The organism is Paenibacillus sp. MBLB1832 (genome assembly GCF_032271945.1).
In the GTDB taxonomy this organism is placed as follows: Bacteria; Bacillota; Bacilli; order Paenibacillales; family NBRC-103111; genus Paenibacillus_E; species Paenibacillus_E roseopurpureus.
The window spans coordinates 740,623-756,376 of the sequence record NZ_CP130319.1 but is presented as its reverse complement, the minus strand read 5'-3'; the positions used below and the strand labels follow the sequence as shown (position 1 = coordinate 756,376).

At 44.1% G+C, this 15,754-nt stretch carries 19 protein-coding genes and 1 pseudogene; 4 read left to right on the top strand and 16 right to left on the bottom strand.

All coding sequences use genetic code 11. The annotated features are described in order from the left end of the window. The first annotated feature begins 136 nt into the window (after window positions 1-136). Window positions 137-490, top strand: coding sequence for a helix-turn-helix domain-containing protein (locus tag MJB10_RS03585; protein ID WP_314801800.1), 354 nt, complete (start codon window positions 137-139; stop codon window positions 488-490). Window positions 491-506: 16 nt separating this feature from the next. Here the strand turns inward: MJB10_RS03585 and MJB10_RS03580 are convergent, their stop codons facing one another. From MJB10_RS03580 to MJB10_RS03550, 7 genes and pseudogenes are all read right to left on the bottom strand, one after another. Continuing rightward, a complete protein-coding gene (locus MJB10_RS03580) occupies window positions 507-869 on the bottom strand; it encodes a hypothetical protein (protein WP_314801798.1) in 363 nt (120 codons plus the stop codon). Between the two features lie 144 nt (window positions 870-1,013). Then, window positions 1,014-1,982, bottom strand: a complete 969-nt coding sequence (locus tag MJB10_RS03575; RefSeq protein ID WP_314801796.1) for a TnsD family Tn7-like transposition protein — start codon at window positions 1,980-1,982, stop codon at window positions 1,014-1,016. Between the two features lie 12 nt (window positions 1,983-1,994). Continuing rightward, a complete protein-coding gene (locus tag MJB10_RS03570; RefSeq protein ID WP_314801794.1) occupies window positions 1,995-3,707 on the bottom strand; it encodes an ATP-binding protein in 1,713 nt (570 codons plus the stop codon). After that, window positions 3,704-5,845, bottom strand: a complete 2,142-nt coding sequence (locus tag MJB10_RS03565) for a Mu transposase C-terminal domain-containing protein (protein ID WP_314801792.1) — start codon at window positions 5,843-5,845, stop codon at window positions 3,704-3,706. Before MJB10_RS03565 ends, MJB10_RS03570 begins: the two co-directional genes overlap by 4 nt. Further along, a complete protein-coding gene (locus MJB10_RS03560; protein WP_314805462.1) occupies window positions 5,842-6,144 on the bottom strand; it encodes a TnsA endonuclease C-terminal domain-containing protein in 303 nt (100 codons plus the stop codon). The genes MJB10_RS03565 and MJB10_RS03560 overlap by 4 nt, the downstream gene beginning before the upstream one ends. 78 nt (window positions 6,145-6,222) lie before the next feature. Further along, window positions 6,223-6,297 (bottom strand): annotated as a pseudogene (locus MJB10_RS03555) (hypothetical protein); the annotation flags it as partial. Continuing rightward, window positions 6,276-6,650: a PDDEXK family nuclease gene (locus MJB10_RS03550; RefSeq protein WP_314801790.1), complete on the bottom strand. Its 375-nt coding sequence runs from the start codon at window positions 6,648-6,650 to the stop codon at window positions 6,276-6,278. The pseudogene MJB10_RS03555 and the gene MJB10_RS03550, both read right to left, overlap by 22 nt. Window positions 6,651-6,974: 324 nt before the next feature. Between MJB10_RS03550 and MJB10_RS03545 the strand changes: the two genes are divergently transcribed. Genes MJB10_RS03545 through clpP form a run of 3 tightly spaced genes read left to right on the top strand, consistent with a single transcriptional unit; the run spans window position 6,975 to window position 8,511 of the window. Beyond that, window positions 6,975-7,580, top strand: a complete 606-nt coding sequence (locus MJB10_RS03545) for an ArsR/SmtB family transcription factor (RefSeq protein WP_314801789.1) — start codon at window positions 6,975-6,977, stop codon at window positions 7,578-7,580. A gap of 13 nt (window positions 7,581-7,593) precedes the next feature. Next, on the top strand, window positions 7,594-7,899 hold the full coding sequence (locus tag MJB10_RS03540) for a hypothetical protein (RefSeq protein ID WP_314801787.1): 306 nt from the start codon (window positions 7,594-7,596) through the stop codon (window positions 7,897-7,899). Between the two features lie 30 nt (window positions 7,900-7,929). Then, window positions 7,930-8,511, top strand: coding sequence for an ATP-dependent Clp endopeptidase proteolytic subunit ClpP (clpP, locus tag MJB10_RS03535; RefSeq protein ID WP_314801785.1), 582 nt, complete (start codon window positions 7,930-7,932; stop codon window positions 8,509-8,511). A gap of 108 nt (window positions 8,512-8,619) precedes the next feature. On the opposite strand, the gene MJB10_RS03530 is transcribed toward clpP, so the two are convergent. The 9 genes from MJB10_RS03530 to MJB10_RS03490 are packed head-to-tail and all read right to left on the bottom strand — an operon-like array spanning window position 8,620 to window position 15,754. Then, window positions 8,620-9,816 carry a M24 family metallopeptidase gene (locus MJB10_RS03530; RefSeq protein ID WP_314801783.1) on the bottom strand — a complete coding sequence of 399 codons (1,197 nt, stop codon included), beginning with the start codon at window positions 9,814-9,816 and terminating at the stop codon, window positions 8,620-8,622. Between the two features lie 43 nt (window positions 9,817-9,859). Further along, entirely contained in the window at window positions 9,860-10,321 is a 462-nt protein-coding gene (locus tag MJB10_RS03525; protein ID WP_314801782.1) for a hypothetical protein, read from the bottom strand. A 43-nt stretch (window positions 10,322-10,364) separates the two neighbouring features. Next, entirely contained in the window at window positions 10,365-10,790 is a 426-nt protein-coding gene (locus tag MJB10_RS03520; protein ID WP_314801780.1) for a hypothetical protein, read from the bottom strand. Next, complete coding sequence (locus MJB10_RS03515; protein WP_314801778.1) at window positions 10,787-10,933, bottom strand: hypothetical protein; 147 nt, start codon at window positions 10,931-10,933, stop codon at window positions 10,787-10,789. The genes MJB10_RS03520 and MJB10_RS03515 overlap by 4 nt, the downstream gene beginning before the upstream one ends. Before the next feature lie 16 nt (window positions 10,934-10,949). Next, entirely contained in the window at window positions 10,950-11,099 is a 150-nt protein-coding gene (locus MJB10_RS03510) for a hypothetical protein (protein WP_314801776.1), read from the bottom strand. Window positions 11,100-11,129: 30 nt separating this feature from the next. Further along, a complete protein-coding gene (locus MJB10_RS03505; RefSeq protein WP_314801774.1) occupies window positions 11,130-12,029 on the bottom strand; it encodes a hypothetical protein in 900 nt (299 codons plus the stop codon). Window positions 12,030-12,041: 12 nt separating this feature from the next. Continuing rightward, complete coding sequence (locus MJB10_RS03500; protein WP_314801772.1) at window positions 12,042-12,974, bottom strand: hypothetical protein; 933 nt, start codon at window positions 12,972-12,974, stop codon at window positions 12,042-12,044. Continuing rightward, complete coding sequence (locus MJB10_RS03495) at window positions 12,971-14,491, bottom strand: ATPase, T2SS/T4P/T4SS family (RefSeq protein ID WP_314801770.1); 1,521 nt, start codon at window positions 14,489-14,491, stop codon at window positions 12,971-12,973. The genes MJB10_RS03500 and MJB10_RS03495 overlap by 4 nt, the downstream gene beginning before the upstream one ends. Window positions 14,492-14,506: 15 nt before the next feature. Then, window positions 14,507-15,754 (bottom strand): AAA family ATPase, encoded by a 1,248-nt coding sequence (locus MJB10_RS03490; protein ID WP_314801768.1) that lies wholly within the window; start codon window positions 15,752-15,754, stop codon window positions 14,507-14,509.

Sequence of the window (15,754 nt, the reverse complement as noted above, 5' to 3'; positions counted from 1 at the left end):
TAGTATTAGGAGTGAAACTAGTAAGTATACAATATGTCGATTATTAATACTTAAATACATTCTAAAAATGATACCTTAATACCTATTACTGCATCTCTATCCCTTATCTAAACTTTTTAATAGAGGTGAGGATAAGATGAGGTCAACTTTACTATTTAGTTTAGGCGAGAGGATTCGTGATTTAAGAAAGTTAAAGGGACTTTCCCAAGAAGAGTTAGGTGAAAGATCTGGTTTTCATTTCACTTATATTGGCGGCTTAGAAAGAGGAGAGCGTAATATATCACTGGTTAATCTTGAAAAGGTAGCCAGCAGCCTCTCAGTAAATTTGTATGAATTATTGCAAGCAGCTGAATCTTCTGAACTCAAGTCATTCTCATCTATCCACGAAGCTGCAACAAAAGAAATTACTGTAGCATTAAAACAATTTGATGATAAAGAGGTTGTCATGCTTCAGAACATAATTCGCGAAATAAAGAAGGCTTATAAATAATGCGCTTACTGATTATTCAACTGCAGCTATTATCTTCACTGATAATGATGCGTTGAATTTTTCTTTTTCTTAGTTGTTTATAATTACTTTTCAATACTTGAATTTTTGCATGATATTCCTCAACATCACTTTCACTCATCTTCATATCAGTCGATATTAAATAAGCATAGCATAGCCTCCATTCTTCTAATTTTATTAAAATCGTTTCCTTCATTAACGGTTCATACAACACATCGACACGCTTATCTTCCATGCAATGATCGGGATGAAATAGTTGATTCTTTACAGCAATGGGACATGAATAGAAACGATCTCTGAACAAAATGCCCTTACTTGTAATAACTCCTTCATCCAAGAGTAAATAATCCACCTGTTCCATTTTTGCGTTTCCTCCTTCTAGTCTAGTAACTCTACTAATATAATTATGACCAATTAATAGAATTGTAATACTTTTAAACTTTAATTTTTAGATACTTTTTTATTAGAGAATGCACAAAAAAACATCAGGAAGTTTCTGACGTTTTCATGCAGCAATTATACTTTTGCTTATAGGTTCATTTATCTCTAGCTGTGCTACCAATTCCCCCATAGAACCAAACAGGAACCGAATTAATAACAGATGTTGAATGGGATGAAATATAACCTGTTTTTTGAGGTATATGTACTTAAGCCAATCCCCGTTGTTCTTTAATTGACAGTCAAATCGAGCAAGAAAGGACTCTGGGAAAGCTTTTTTCATGTCGTTCCTTAATCTCGTTAAATTAATTCTTCTATACTTTCCACAATAACCTAGCGCTCTCAAGCCTAAGACATAAATTTCACTCCAGTCAAAGGAATGCTCATTATGATGAAAGACAAAACTGACATCTTGTGCTAACCCATTCATAAGTTCAAAATGCTCGTCACGAATATTATTGAGAGAAATAACCTTTGTCATATCATGTCCATTTTCGCAATATCGATTTAGCCGAGTTAATTTACCCTTTTTGGGTTTAAACTCTACCGAACACACAGGACATTTTGACTCTAATGGTACGTGATGAGCTGAACACATATGCACCCCTGGCAAATGATGTGTCCTGTGCCAATAGGGCACGCCAAACATCTCATCGTCATTTATTAAACACGTCCTGCAATACTTAAGTGAGTTTATTCTTAAATCATTCTTTATTCCTATAATATGATTCGCATAGTTTTTACCCTCTCCACGAAACATCTTATATAAATCATCAATCCTTCTATTCTCGAGAAAAGGTACAAAGAGAGGAAATATCGTATGCTCGTAGATTATTTGGTTCACGTCGATGTTATTCAATTGGGCCACAAAGAAATCTAAACACTTCGGGTATGTCGGATCGAGTACCATATGAGGCTTTCCAAACAAATCATTTAACGTCTGCATTACCTCCGTATTACCGCATTCATTGTGATACCTTGCACAGCAGCTATAGAAGAGTTCATCGGGTAAAAACTTAGGAAATGAAACAATCACTTTGTCTCCTCCTTAGTAGCCAATAAATTCTGTTGGCAGCTTTATTACACCAGTTTTAAATAATGATTCCTCTACTGAAAGACTTTGGACAGCTCCTTTATTTACGATGAACCTAAGATCTTTTTCACTCAATAAAGGGTTTTCTTTTTTAGTTTTCGCTAGTTTAGGCAGCGGGCTCACACTTGCCTTTTTCTTATCTGATTTGTTATGCTCTTGTTTCAATATTAGCTCTGTTAACTGTTTATACATCGAACTAGCTTCCCCCATACCATTACTTGCGCCATACACTGTTCTAGAAAATAATTCAGCCTTTTCAATATCTACCAACTTACTTGCAAATTGAATGAGATTTGCTAAGATTTCTTCCCTTTCTTTCAATTGAATTACTCGTTCATGCTCTTCAGCTAATTCACCATGGACATAAACCCTATGTTTGACATCTTTTAAATACTCATTAAATTCCGTCCAATCTGGCTTTACATCCTCATACTCAACTAACGCAGCTGTATCGCCTCTTCTTATTCTATCGAACAAGGGTTGCAATAGCCTCAGACTCCGATTTGCAACAGCATGAATTAATCTAGGGGTAATGACTTCTGATCCCCCTTCAAGAATGGCTTGGCATTGAACGTGCATAAATAGTTTTACAGTTATATCAGCAATCCCCATGCTATGATGATACATAACTTTCTTTAATTCTTCAGTAAGTCCAGTCTTCGTTAATGTATATTGCAAATCCCATAATGCCTCGATGAGTTGTTCCCAATCATTACTATCCTCTAGCATTCGATCTGTAATATTTTCAGTAAATGAATCTGGAATACCACGTCTAGAATTAGCCAGTGATTTGTTAAATAAGTAGAGCGACTTAAACGTTCCCATAATAATAATTGGTATTCCGATTGTATTTGTAAGCTCAGTAATGAATTCTATCATTCTGTCGTCGCCACCTGAATGTGCCTTATGAACTCTATTGATTTCATCAATAACGAGAACCCCTAGGTTAATCAGATTTGCAACTTTGACCATTCTACTAGCTAACTTCTCGATCGTCCCCGCCTTCTCACCAAACCTCTCGTAATAATCTGTACCTAAAATTTTGTCTACTTCCCTATAAAAATTACGACAAAGAGCCCCAAGGGATTTATTGCTTGGACATTCAACATGTAACCATACCACCTGAGTTCGCTTAAGTGGCTTCCCATTATAAGAAGTATGGTGAATCACTTGTGGAAATAGCCCAAGTAGTTTTTTTTGAGCAATCGTTTTACCAATACCGCTTAGACCAATTTCGGCATACATCTCGGCGGTGTGGCAGACCCCTGCGAGGTTTTTTCCATCTTCATCTGTGCCTTGTTCAAATATCTCTTCTATTCCAACCGCAAACTGCCTATTATACTCCGGAGACAAGGGGTTCCTTGACTGATAACCAATCTTCAACATGTTATAAAGCTGCCGATATTTAGAAAATTGAGATTCTAAAGGCAACCAGAAGCTTTTACCGATTTGTTGCACTAACGCTAACCGATCCTCAATGTCAACTTTTTTAATGTCTCCCCTAAATGCAGGAACACTGAATAACTTATCAAATAAGTCATTCTGATTTAGTCTATTAGGTAATGCCTCAATGTGAGGATTCCCTTGATTTTCAGGAATAACTTGCTCATTGTATGTTGCTTTGGTATGACGACCACTAATTACTCTTAAATTAGGATTTATACTCATAAGCCCATCTCCTTTTTCATTTTATATTTGTTTTTCAGAAAATCGTTCATGGTAGTACTCAACTCATTTTTTTTTACTTCAACCGGTTCTGGAGCTTGAGATTCATATTGTTCGTTAAATTTAGAAACCGCGGTCAACGCTGATTGAGAGCTTCTATTCATTGCTTCGCTGATTCGTTTCGCTCTCTTATTCTCTTTTTTCTCAAACTTGCTCATACCTACATTTTCAGCCTTGGTCAATTTGACATCCTCTTTTATGACATTAGAAGAAATAGCATTAAACTCTGCCTTTGTTTGTTTGTTCGGATTGGATTTATTTTTATATTGTTCGTTTCTAAAATCAAAGATCGCTTTAACATCTTCAAAGCATAGATTTTCATACTCTTGATATTTCGGGGTTAATCTACAGTATATAAGGGATGCATCTTGTAACTGAAAGATGATTTGACTACAGTTTCTTGTATCAAACGCAATTGTAATACTGGATTTCCCTTCAATATTCTCACTATCGAACCAACCCTGTTTCTCGCCGATTTCACAGCTATAGCATAGTTTTTTAAATTCAATCCCATGTCTTGTGACTTTTGCTGTCTCTTTAGGTAATAATGCATAATGAATGGTTGAAGTTGGTCTTTCATGCAGAAGCATTCGTTTTTTCCCCCATTCCCACAATCCATTAGGCGTTAGCTCTACATTTTCTTTAAACATCTCGGGAGTAACGAGAAAATCCCTAGGTAAGGACATTTTATTAAAGGCAAGAATATGTTCAATCATGATTCGATTAAATGTGTCAAAGGTTATTGCCGCTGTGTCAGATGGATCAGGATCACCTGGATCTCTTTTTTCCTTAGTAATTGCACCAGCCTTGGCCAGAATTCGTTTGATCATATCATTTTTGATTCGAAAGTGCTGTTCAACTACTGCCTTCAATTCAGGCCGATATGACGGTGTATTAGCTACTCTTATTCCTAAAGTAACAATCCCATTTGGATACTTACTTTTCATTTCCCCTCTGTCTGCAACAATCTCCCGTGGTAAGTTGGCCGCGGGCCAATCTTCTTCATTTATATCAATATTAAATTTTTTACAATATTCTGCTTTGTTAGCTGATGCGTTTTCTAATGCCATCATAGCCCCTTCTATCCATGATGCATGTTTGAGACCAGAAGAGTAGCCAACTACTTTACGGGCAAACACATCTTTAACGATAAAGGTTGTCGGTCTTCCAATAGTAGTCCTTCCATCAATAGCCACAACATCAACATCCGACGGTGTAGAATCTATTTGATACAATGCACCTGGCCCTTCCACAAAAACCGAATTACTACTTAAAAGTGCTCTAAAGTCTTTTTCTGCATTTCTACGACCAACTTTGTGTGCCTTTCTCGTTTTAAACGGATACTCTTTGTTATACCAATATCTAAACTGCCGCTCTGATGGCGCCTCAATCTCAACAATTATCGGCACTATGACTCCTCTTAACCGATATCCGGGCTTCTTATAGTAGTTCTCAAGTAACTGTTGATGAGCATCACGAAATTTCAATCTACCTTCAATGATATATTTAGTTACAGCCTCCTGGAAATTTAATATATCAGTCTCCGTGAGTAGATATATATTAGGCCCCTTTCTTCCAGGTCTTTTGTTATATTCTCTTTTATGACCCTTTGAACCACACACATGATAATTATTTAATAGACCATTCATATTTTTTCCATAAAACCAATACCTTTTTAAAGCATCGTAAATGACATTTTCTTTCACTTTAAATTTTTCCATTACACCTATAATTAATTGCCATCTTGCTTTTGGATCATAAATTTCCGGCTCCATTTGCACGATTTCTTTAATTAATTCCCATTTTGAATCCCTGCTCTTAACAAATTTATTTAAATACTCATCTGTGGGATACATGATTTGTTGATCAGGCTCATGGTCTAGTTTTAAAGCTTTTTTTTGTTGTAGGTCGCTAATTAACTGCTCTGTATTCATAATAAATGGGAACTCCATTTCATCTGAGTCCGTCGTGTTCATCACAACAATTTTAGATTCATCTTCTGAACGCCAAAGAACTCTTATAATAAGATCATTAGTGCCATTCAAACTAGAAAGATGATAGATAGAACCCTCTAATATCATTTGTCTCCCCCTGTGATGATTAATGGTTTCGACATTCTAATTTGTTGATTCATCATGTCGGTATGCCAACGTTTGTTAGCTAATTGGTGCTTTAGAATAAACATGCACGATCCTTCCTCTAGCCCAAATTGTTTATCAGCTTGCTGACATAGTTTTTGAATAGTGCTTTGACCGTTATTTTTTATTAGCAAATGAAGGAATGCCTCCGAAATATTCTCAACTACTTCAGTGTCTAATCCACTTCTACTATCCAAAAACTTACCATCATACATCCATTCCACATTATTCACTAGATTCATAGGCAAATGTGTAGAAAGAATTATACCCCAGTTGATGCCTTGCTCCTCAAAAAAGGTTTTCTCTATTTGAAAAAGTTCTATGGTCCTCGGGGTTAAATCACTAGGTGGCTTAAGGGTTCTAACAACATCTTCTAATCCTTTCTCCGTCTCAATCGTGATATTAAAATCAGTCGTTGCAATAACAGGAACATTATTTTGATGTGCTTAATATTCAATTGCTCTGCAATTTCAATAGTTCGTTCAATCGGGATAAGAGGGTATTGTTCCCTTATATCAACAACAGCATCCGACCAGCTTAAAACCATAAGATAGCGGCATTCTCCTTTAGAAAGAGTGTGGTGTATTCTATCAGTTTTCCATCCCAACTCCCTAATAAGATATCCTTCAGAAGGTGCTTTATTGTCACTTGCTTGTATGAAAGGCTTATAATCCTTTCCATAACCTTGACCTCTACCGTCCTTAAGTCTATTCATCTGCGTTTTGAGTATAGCACTACCTCTATTCATGATTCTTTCCCCCTAAAATGAAATAAGCGTTCACCCAATGGAGTGAAACGCAGCTGCTAACTAAGGACAAGTGTCCTAAACATCTTGGTACTATACAATCTCGCCAAATGGGCTACTTTCTATACTTCAAAACTATGTTTGTTACTTCAAAACTTTATTTGTTACTTCAGAACTTTATTTGACACTTCAAAACTTTATTGTCTACTTCAAAACTTATTTGTCACCCGACACATACACAATTTAACCGCCCATTGACTTTCGCTCCTCAACGTAATAAAATATTTTTACGTAACATATACTTTGTACACGGAGGCCATCCTCTCCATGCCACAAGACAAAGAAATACAAGAAAGCTACTACATCGAGTCCCCCGAGCAGGCGACGGTTCTACTGAATCCGCTTCGCGGCGAAATTATCGCCCAGCTTCTTGAGCCTGGATCGGCCGCAGAAGTGGCGCGAACGTTAGGCGAGACCGCCCAACGCATCAACTATCATCTCAAAGCACTGGAGAAAGCGGGCTTAGTTCAGCGCGTGGGCACACGGCAAGTTCGAAATCTGGTCGAGGTGCTCTACCGATCGATCGCCAAAACTTTTGTGCTTGCAGAGTCACTCAGCATGAACCCCGAAACCTTGCAAAAGCTGAAGGATCAAAGCTCACTCGCTCACCTCGTGAACACCTCTGAGCGTATACGCCGAGATGCCTTGCTGTTGATGGAACAGTCGGATACGGGTGAAGAAATTCCGAGTGCAACGATGCAGCTTCAAGTCCAGTTAGGCTCTGAGCAGCAACGGCAATCCTTTATTGAAGAATACGCCGCCATGGTGCATCAATTAGTGCAGCGTTATTCTGGGGTTCATCAATATAATCGGAACCAGGAACAGGTTGACTACCATGTTTTACTTGCCATTTATCCCAAACCGAAGGATTAAGGAGGCATTTACCGTGATTCATGAACATGAGGAGAAACAAGTAGTTCAATCGGAAAAAGATATCACCCCTGCCCCATCACCTGTTATCGCTTGGGAGCAGTCCGTTGCACATACCACAGAATCCACAAAATCCAACGTGATCTCGATCGATTCCTATCGTCGGCAAGATCCCGCTCCGCTGAATACGGAAGCAACAGTCACAATACGCGATATTATTGCTTCACCAAATGAAAACCCTGTCCGGTTGATTATCGTATCCTCTGGTTTTGGTCAAAAGCTAACCGTGCCTGCCACTACGATTCAGTGCAAAGCAGCCTAATAGCCTAACAATGATGAAAGGGTGATTATCATGAGCTTTATACCTATGGTTGTTGAACAAACCGCACGCGGAGAGCGTTCGTACGATATTTATTCCCGTTTGCTTAAGGATCGCATCGTATTCCTCGGCACAGAAGTGAACGATCAAGTCGCCAATGCGATTATTGCCCAGCTGCTATTCCTTTCCGCAGAAGATCCGGAGAAAGATATTTCCCTCTACATCAACTCGCCAGGCGGCTCCACATCTGCGGGACTTGCGATTTATGACACGATGAACTTCATTAAACCAGATGTCTCCACCATCTGTGTGGGGATGGCGGCTTCCATGGGAGCTGTTCTGCTCACCGCGGGGGCGCCAGGCAAACGCTTCGCGCTACCAAATGCAGAGGTGATGATCCACCAACCTTGGGGAGGCACGCAGGGGCAAGCGAGTGATATTCAAATTCGCACCCAGCACATCCTCAAAACGCGCAGTATCCTCAATCGCATCCTCTCCGAGACGACCAAACAACCGCTCGATAAAATCGAGCGGGATACTGATCGCGATTATTTCCTAGAAGCGGAAGATGCGCGGGTGTATGGGTTAATTGATAAGGTGATTGAGCGGATTTAGGGCCAGGCCGAAATGACGAAATTCTTCACTTCAATCATCATTTCACCAGAGTGCAGAGCAATATACAAAGAGACCTGCGGCAACTAACGTGCCGCAGGTCTCTTTGACTTATATCCGACGTAGGCCCTCACGGGATACCGTCAATTTCTCGAATCCACCTTCGGTGATGAGATACGTGTCTTCCACACCGACAACACCGCGCCCAGGGAAGGTGAACTTGGGCTCAATCGCGATGACCATGCCTGGGGCCAGCGGGGTTTTGAAACCCTTGGCGAGAACGGGCAGCTCATCGATTTCGAGCCCGATGCCGTGACCAAGGAATTTCACTTGGTCCGCGCCGTACCCCATGAAGTGGGCGCTTAGTCCCGCTTCTTGCACTTGATCCAGCGCGAGCAGGTACAGATGCTCGGCGATCACGCCAGGCTGCAGCCTGGCTTCTGTGGCACGGAGGACTTCCTCCGCCACGTCGTAGGCTCGCTGCAGCTCAGGGTCTAGAGCGCCGATCACGAACGTGCGCGTCTGATCGATGAGATAGCCGTCGATGGTGCAGCCTATATCGACGAGGATCGGGTCGCCGTGCCGAAGCAGCGTGCGGCCTGAGCTTTGCGGGCTGGACGGGTGGAGCCCTGTGCCCCCGGCCGGCCCGTCAAAATAGGTGGGCACCGCTGCCGATGCGCCTGACGCGACCATTCCGGTGATCAACTCGGAATTGTACGCGCGCATGCGCATCAGCCCTTGGTGCCCCCGCAGCCGGAGCTGATGCTCGATGAGCGCCATCAGCTCGAACTCCGCCATCCCCTCACGAATGTGGGGGATGACCGCCTCCAGCGCGCCGTCTGCGACGCGCGCGGCAGCCCGAATCGCCGCGACTTCGTCCGGCGATTTGATCATACGCTGCTCTCGCACGAGCAGCGAGCCGTCCTCCCAGACCGCGCCGGGCAGCGCGGTCTGCAAGCGCACGTACAGCTGGACGGGCAACACGTCCAGCTCCGTGCCGATGCGCAGCGGTGTTTCACCCGCTGCCGCATCCACACCCGCGCCCGCGCAGCGCGCGCGAAGCCGCTCGCCGAGCGTCTTCAGCGAGCCTAGCGCCTCAACCGCCACTGCGGCCTCCGCCTCCGCGCGCACCAAACTCCGACGCACGAGATAGACAGCTTCGCCCTCCGTCGGAATAAACAAATACCCCGTCTGCATCGAGCCGCAGTAATAATATATATCGACATTGTGCGTGACCAGGAAGCCTGACCATCCGCGTTTGCGCATTTCATTTTGCAGCCATTGCTGCCTCTCCAGATAAATCGTCATGAACATCGACTCCTACACCGCTAAAATTCATTCATCCCTCCTATTATACACCATACACCATTTCCGCCGAAGCCTTAATCGTCCACGTTACTTGCTGCAAAACTGCATACGTCCGCGGAAACACCAACCGAATAAACATAATAACGCCAGGCCGCTCGAGGGTTACCGTGTAATCCAGACTATCATCCCTGTACGTAAACGGGAAGGTCTCCCCCTCGTTAACGACCTTAAATAACACGACCTCAACCGTATCTCGCAAAAAAGTGTTCGAAAGCGGCTCATTATTCCCATTCAGCCTCAGATTCGCCTGCAAATACTGCATGGCAGCCTCTCTCGCCTTCGGCTCATCAATCGCATGTATGCCTCGTGCTAGCTTCGCCGCATCAATTTGCTGAGCTGCCGCATGAACGGCGTTATTCAATCCGTGTTTCCCCTGAAACACAGTATGCATCGCTACTTCCTCATCCGTTTGCAGCGCGTATAACGACATAAACAACACACTCATTAACACCATTAACAGCAGTTTATACAGGCCAATCCCTCAACTCTCAAGGTACATATTCACTCATTTTCATGCCTGTCGCTCCCATGCGGTCTGAAGCAAGCGGAATCGTAATGCCAACCAGCTGATCAATCACAAAAAGTCGGTGATACGGATACGTCATCGTTAACCGCAGCCCTGTTCCACGCCACACTGGCGCGCTTGCATCCGTCCCGCTGACTCCCGTATTAGTACCAACCGTATAGCCCAAATCCCCAGCTACAAAACCTCTCTCCGCCATACGTTGCCTGGATTCCTGCATCATCGCGTCGCTGATATACCCATGGCTGCCATTCGCGCCAACCTCAAGCAAATAATCGACTTCCTTTTGCAGCACCGCCTGCCTCACAATTATGACGTGCTTATACATCGGAGCAAACATGAACCAACAGAGCATTGCCGCAAACAGAATAAACACCAATATTTGCTTCATGGATTAATCCGCTCGATCGACCCGTTAATTCTAGCCCCGCTATCGCGAACTTGACTGCGAGTGCCCGTATTCCCACCTACAACATCGAAATAAATACCAATGACGACGATCACCAGCAGCACCGTTACAAGAATAGACCTCATCGAATGCCTGCCGTTTCTATGGTGTAAGTGCCGTAATATTCGTATTCGCCGTCGTGCCATGCGTATTAATATTGCGGCGCATGCCCGTCGATCCATCATTAATAATCGTTGTAAACAACAGCGCAACTACAATCAGCATCATGACCGTTACCAAAATATTTCTCATTGCACACTCTCCTCGCCCTTCAAAGGCTCATTAATTTATCGTATTAAATAATCGTTGCCCTTCCGCAATCCATGGGTACATAAACACCCGAAACGTGTTCAGAATAGGCAGTCCTGCCAACACAAAAAGCACATACGATACCGTTTCTTTTTTACTATCTCGGATTAATTCCAGCTTCTCTTTATAGTCTTGAATGCGCTGCCGCAGCAGCTCGTAATAGCCCCCATGCTCATTCAATCGCAGCGCATTCAAGGTTTCCCCAAAGCTGTGTGCCTCTTCTGTCCCCAATCTCCTTTTAAAATGGGAAATCGCCTCTTCCGCCCCTTGATACCATTCATTGAGCAGCAGTTGAACATGTGAGCGAATCGACGTGGTTTGCCCGACACAGAGGGCCAATTTCTCATGCAAATTCAATTTGGAGTCGTTGTAATACAACAACTGCCTGCTAATCCCATAAATATCCTTCACAATGCGCTGACCTCGCTTTTCTTTTAACTGTGCCAGCACTTTCCCATCCCAGATTAGAAATATCCCCACGATCACGGCGCCAAGCAGCAAATAAACAGCCTGGATATGCAAAGCTGCCCATGGATATTCGAAAGCTAAATAGCCTAATCCGCCTACGACAAAAGCCAACCCCAGCAGCAGTCTCCTGGCACCCTCATACAGGTTCGGATTCAACCCGATCCCGCATCCTTCCAGCAATTGACGCTTCGCTTCAACCGCTTTCCCGCTCATCCCCAACGCCTTAAATAGCCACGAGGGAATTTGCAGCTCTTTCAGCGCTCTTTTGACATGAAAAGATCGCCATCTTCGCCTAGGTCTCGGCCATAACTGAAGTCCGTGGTACATCATGATTATAAAAAATATAAATAAGAGCACACGCGACCCATACTGCAGCATCAGCAACTGGGTATTGATCATAACCACGTTGTTTACCTCCTACATTCTTCGCATCGACAAGTAAATGCCCATCAGAAACGATACGAAAATCAACAGCAGCGCATCCAAAATCATATTTCGCCCCGCTGGATCTAGCACATAATACAAATAAGCGTTATCCCCGTTCACTTTAAAATTAATCCACATGAACATAATTAGGAACCCAATCGGTGTAAAATTGGCAATGCGAATTTCCAGCAGACGATTTCTTTCCATTTGATCAAAACGCTGCGCTTTCCGCATATCCGTAATCAGCTCCTTCAGACTATCCCCGACATAACTCCCCTCTGTGAGGGCAACTCGCATAATCCCTGCGAAATAATCTGCCCAGTTATGACCGAGCGTCAGTGAGAACAACCGTAGGCTCTCCTCCGTGTCCCGCTGTGTCATGAAATGGCGATAAAGCTGCTCAAATACAGGTTTAATAGGATACATAATCCGATTTTCTTCCAAGCAATACTTCAGCGCGATTTTCATATTCTGATGTGGATCGATCATATAGGCCTGATAGAACACTTCGACAGCGGGTAGAAACTCTAGCCGTGTTTGCAAACGAACGCTAACCAGCTTCACACGAAGGAGCACATACGGCAGAGAAGCACCTATTGTGGTGATAATCACGGCCCCTTTAAACGATCGAAAAAACAAAGCACCTGCCAACAATCCAGCTAACAGCCCAATAACCGAGATCGTCACCAGCGCTTGCATGCTAAGTTTCGATTCGACGGATTCTAGCAGATCTTTGATATGTTTATAAATGGTGCTATGCTTCTCCAAATAGGTGCTTAATCTCGCACTGAAAGTGGCGTTTTTGACATAGTGCAATCTGAATCTAGCTTTGCGTTGTCGGATCAGCAACTCGAACAGTGCCCGAAATCCTACATAGACAAGGATGAACAGCAACAAGAGAAATACATATTTGGCGAAAATCACTTCTGTAAATCGCCTTCTTTCTCTTCTTTTTCGATAAAACCGTGCTCTATCAACAGCGAATAGCTGTCCCAATCGGCTTTACCTATTTTTCGCGAAGCATGATGCGACAATTTCCCGGGAAATGTCCATTCCTCAGCCAAGTTGTCATATAGTGCCAAATCACCAGTGAAAACGCATTCATTTATATACCGGTATTCGACGATTCGCACAATCTTGCGCTTCCCGCGCACCACACGCATCTCGATGCCGATCTGTGTCACGAATTCCGTAATACGCTTCGTCAATCGCTGCGAGTTCATTCCCCTGCCATCCAGCATGCACATGTCCGTGATCGCATCAGGCACATCCTCTAGCTCACTCACGTGAACGGTGGTCAGACTGCCCTCATGGCCGCGCGTACAAGCGCGTACATATAAATTCGCATCGTCGTCGCGTATTTCCGCATGGCAAATGCGTTTAGGCGACTGTCTGAGCGCCAGTTTAAAAGCCTGCAAACCGGAATGCCTCGGATCCCCCTCGTCAATTTCGTATTCGACGATATTTTTGTGCGGGAAATCTCGCTTTAACTGCAATTCAAACCGAGACTCAATCGTAATAATCCGCTCATTATCGTCCATCTCGGAAATCAACGCTTTGAGGAGATTGGTTTTGCCTGAATTTGTCGGTCCAATGACGACCAAATTGAAATACGTGCGGATTAAACAGCGAAGCAGCAGCGCCATGCGCTCATTCATCGTGGCAAGCTCGGGGGAAGTTAAAGAGGTTAATTCAAATCTTTTGACCGTATAAAAACGGATCGTCAAGGTCGGCTCTGCTGTGAAGCCAAAACCTGTCAACGTCACACGCGACCCATCCTGCAGAACAACCTCTGCCCAGCGCTTCCTGGGAGTGAGTGTATCGTGGTTGAACAGCACCAGATTTTGTTGAATTCGCTCTAATTCACGGATCGATGGAAGCTCGTAGAGGGAAGGTCTAGCCATACCGCCTCGCACCTCAAAAATGTGTCGCCCCACGACTTGGATTTCTTCCAAGCCATCCTTCTGTTTCAGAACCAGTTCCAGGACATTTAAGCCTATGATTTCGGCAAATATCGCTTCAGGCAGCGTCGTATATCCACTCGCGCGGGGCGGGATATCGGTTAACCTTCTTTTCGACACGAGGTCATGAATGATCGCCAATAATTTCCCACGATCCTCTTCATAGCCCAAAATCGCCCGATTCAGCGTCTCGTTGTACAACTGCTTTTCACTCTCTGACCTACCTTTAAGGGACACAAGCTCGCTGCGGATTTCTTGCACCCATTGTTGGAAAAGCGTCTCTTCCCCCGCATGGGCATGCCCGATACTGTTTACTGCTCTAAGCTTTGTTGAATCTGTTTGACTCTCTTGTGATCCAACCTCGCTGCGAAACGTCTCCACGACGGAGCCATCACTAGCTGCGCGTTTCCCAGAAACAATGCACTCCTCAGTCCTACGTTCATGCATGTAAGTAATCATCGAAAATCTCTTACCGCTCATCTTGTTCACCTCCGCTTATTTCATGGAAGAGATCGCACGCTTGCCTGTAAGCCACCTCTGGAACCACGAAACCTGCCGCACACTCGTCCTGCGAGGCAAGAGATAAAAGTCAGCAAATTTGCGGGCTACCGCCTTCACTTCCTGGTGCATCGGGTGACTTGGGCTAAGCAGCTCCATTAACTTCCCTTGGTTACAACGAGCTAACGCATCTGCGTGCCTCCGAATATGTCCGATTAAATGCAGCTGTGTTTCTTTGCGAATATCTTTGATCGTGAATTCACTCTGCTTTGCATGCCGATCCGTTTGCACCGCCATCAGCTCGAACGCATCGGGCTGCAGACCAAAAACAGTCCCGACTTGCCTGATCCACCGCGAGAAATCCTCCTGAAAGTGTGCGATGTCTCCTGTCGTTACGACAATTTTGCTGTCAGCCTCCAACAGTCCGCTAACCGTCGCCGCATTATCCCAGTACGCACTAACTTCGATGATGCAAATGTCAAAAGCCCCCCGAGCCACCCGCAATAAATGAATGATTTCCGATGGTGTAAAGAACTCCGCCTGCTCCCGCAGCATATTGCCGTACAGGATATGAAGACCATGCGCCTCTTTAGGTTTATCGCAAACGTGGCGTAAACGTTCTGGCGTCAAGCTCTGCGCTTTCAACTCTGCGCGCAACCCATCCAGCGTGAATAGATGCTCCTCCCGGCCAAGGTAGCGATGCAGCTTGGAGCTTTTGAGATTCAGACAGAGGTAGCCGACATTCATCGAAGTCTCCAACGCCAGCATACACGCAACACCGTAAGAGGCTAGTGTTGTGCCAATATTCGGCGTTGAGCCGACAAATGCAATCAGCTTGCCAGGCGGTGCCTGCGTAGCATAACTGCCATTCGTCCCATCCACCCAGGAGCGGATTTCATCCGCAATCACAGCTGTGCTGCGCCCTGGAAGGATGTAATCGAGCTTCATCAGCTTGCACATTTTCACATACTTCTCATTGATAGCAGCCTCATGATAATTTGAAAGCAACACAATGATCTTCGACTGTGGCTCATGCTTTTGCAGGCTTTCAAGAAACTCCTCCAACTCGCCATAGCTCAGTTCTCGATCCGAAAGAATGATATGCGAATACGTCTGATCCGCCGTTCCTTTAGGGACTAAATCTTTGACATCAGTAAATATTCGCCACCCAAAAGGCTTCGCATATACCACATTCGTCAGCTCATCAATTAATCGCTGATCCGTCGCCAACAGGCCAATTTGCAC

Excerpts from the sequence above, each read along its gene's own strand:
- MJB10_RS03585 (WP_314801800.1), top strand. The coding sequence starts at position 137 with ATGAGGTCAACTTTACTATTTAGTTTAGGCGAGAGGATTCGTGATTTA.
- MJB10_RS03580 (WP_314801798.1), bottom strand. The coding sequence starts at position 869 with ATGGAACAGGTGGATTATTTACTCTTGGATGAAGGAGTTATTACAAGT.
- MJB10_RS03570 (WP_314801794.1), bottom strand. The coding sequence starts at position 3,707 with ATGAGTATAAATCCTAATTTAAGAGTAATTAGTGGTCGTCATACCAAA.
- MJB10_RS03565 (WP_314801792.1), bottom strand. The coding sequence starts at position 5,845 with ATGATATTAGAGGGTTCTATCTATCATCTTTCTAGTTTGAATGGCACT.
- MJB10_RS03560 (WP_314805462.1), bottom strand. The coding sequence starts at position 6,144 with ATGAATCTAGTGAATAATGTGGAATGGATGTATGATGGTAAGTTTTTG.
- MJB10_RS03550 (WP_314801790.1), bottom strand. The coding sequence starts at position 6,650 with ATGAATAGAGGTAGTGCTATACTCAAAACGCAGATGAATAGACTTAAG.
- MJB10_RS03545 (WP_314801789.1), top strand. The coding sequence starts at position 6,975 with ATGCCACAAGACAAAGAAATACAAGAAAGCTACTACATCGAGTCCCCC.
- clpP (WP_314801785.1), top strand. The coding sequence starts at position 7,930 with ATGAGCTTTATACCTATGGTTGTTGAACAAACCGCACGCGGAGAGCGT.
- MJB10_RS03530 (WP_314801783.1), bottom strand. The coding sequence starts at position 9,816 with ATGACGATTTATCTGGAGAGGCAGCAATGGCTGCAAAATGAAATGCGC.
- MJB10_RS03525 (WP_314801782.1), bottom strand. The coding sequence starts at position 10,321 with ATGAGTGTGTTGTTTATGTCGTTATACGCGCTGCAAACGGATGAGGAA.
- MJB10_RS03520 (WP_314801780.1), bottom strand. The coding sequence starts at position 10,790 with ATGAAGCAAATATTGGTGTTTATTCTGTTTGCGGCAATGCTCTGTTGG.
- MJB10_RS03515 (WP_314801778.1), bottom strand. The coding sequence starts at position 10,933 with ATGAGGTCTATTCTTGTAACGGTGCTGCTGGTGATCGTCGTCATTGGT.
- MJB10_RS03510 (WP_314801776.1), bottom strand. The coding sequence starts at position 11,099 with ATGAGAAATATTTTGGTAACGGTCATGATGCTGATTGTAGTTGCGCTG.
- MJB10_RS03495 (WP_314801770.1), bottom strand. The coding sequence starts at position 14,491 with ATGAGCGGTAAGAGATTTTCGATGATTACTTACATGCATGAACGTAGG.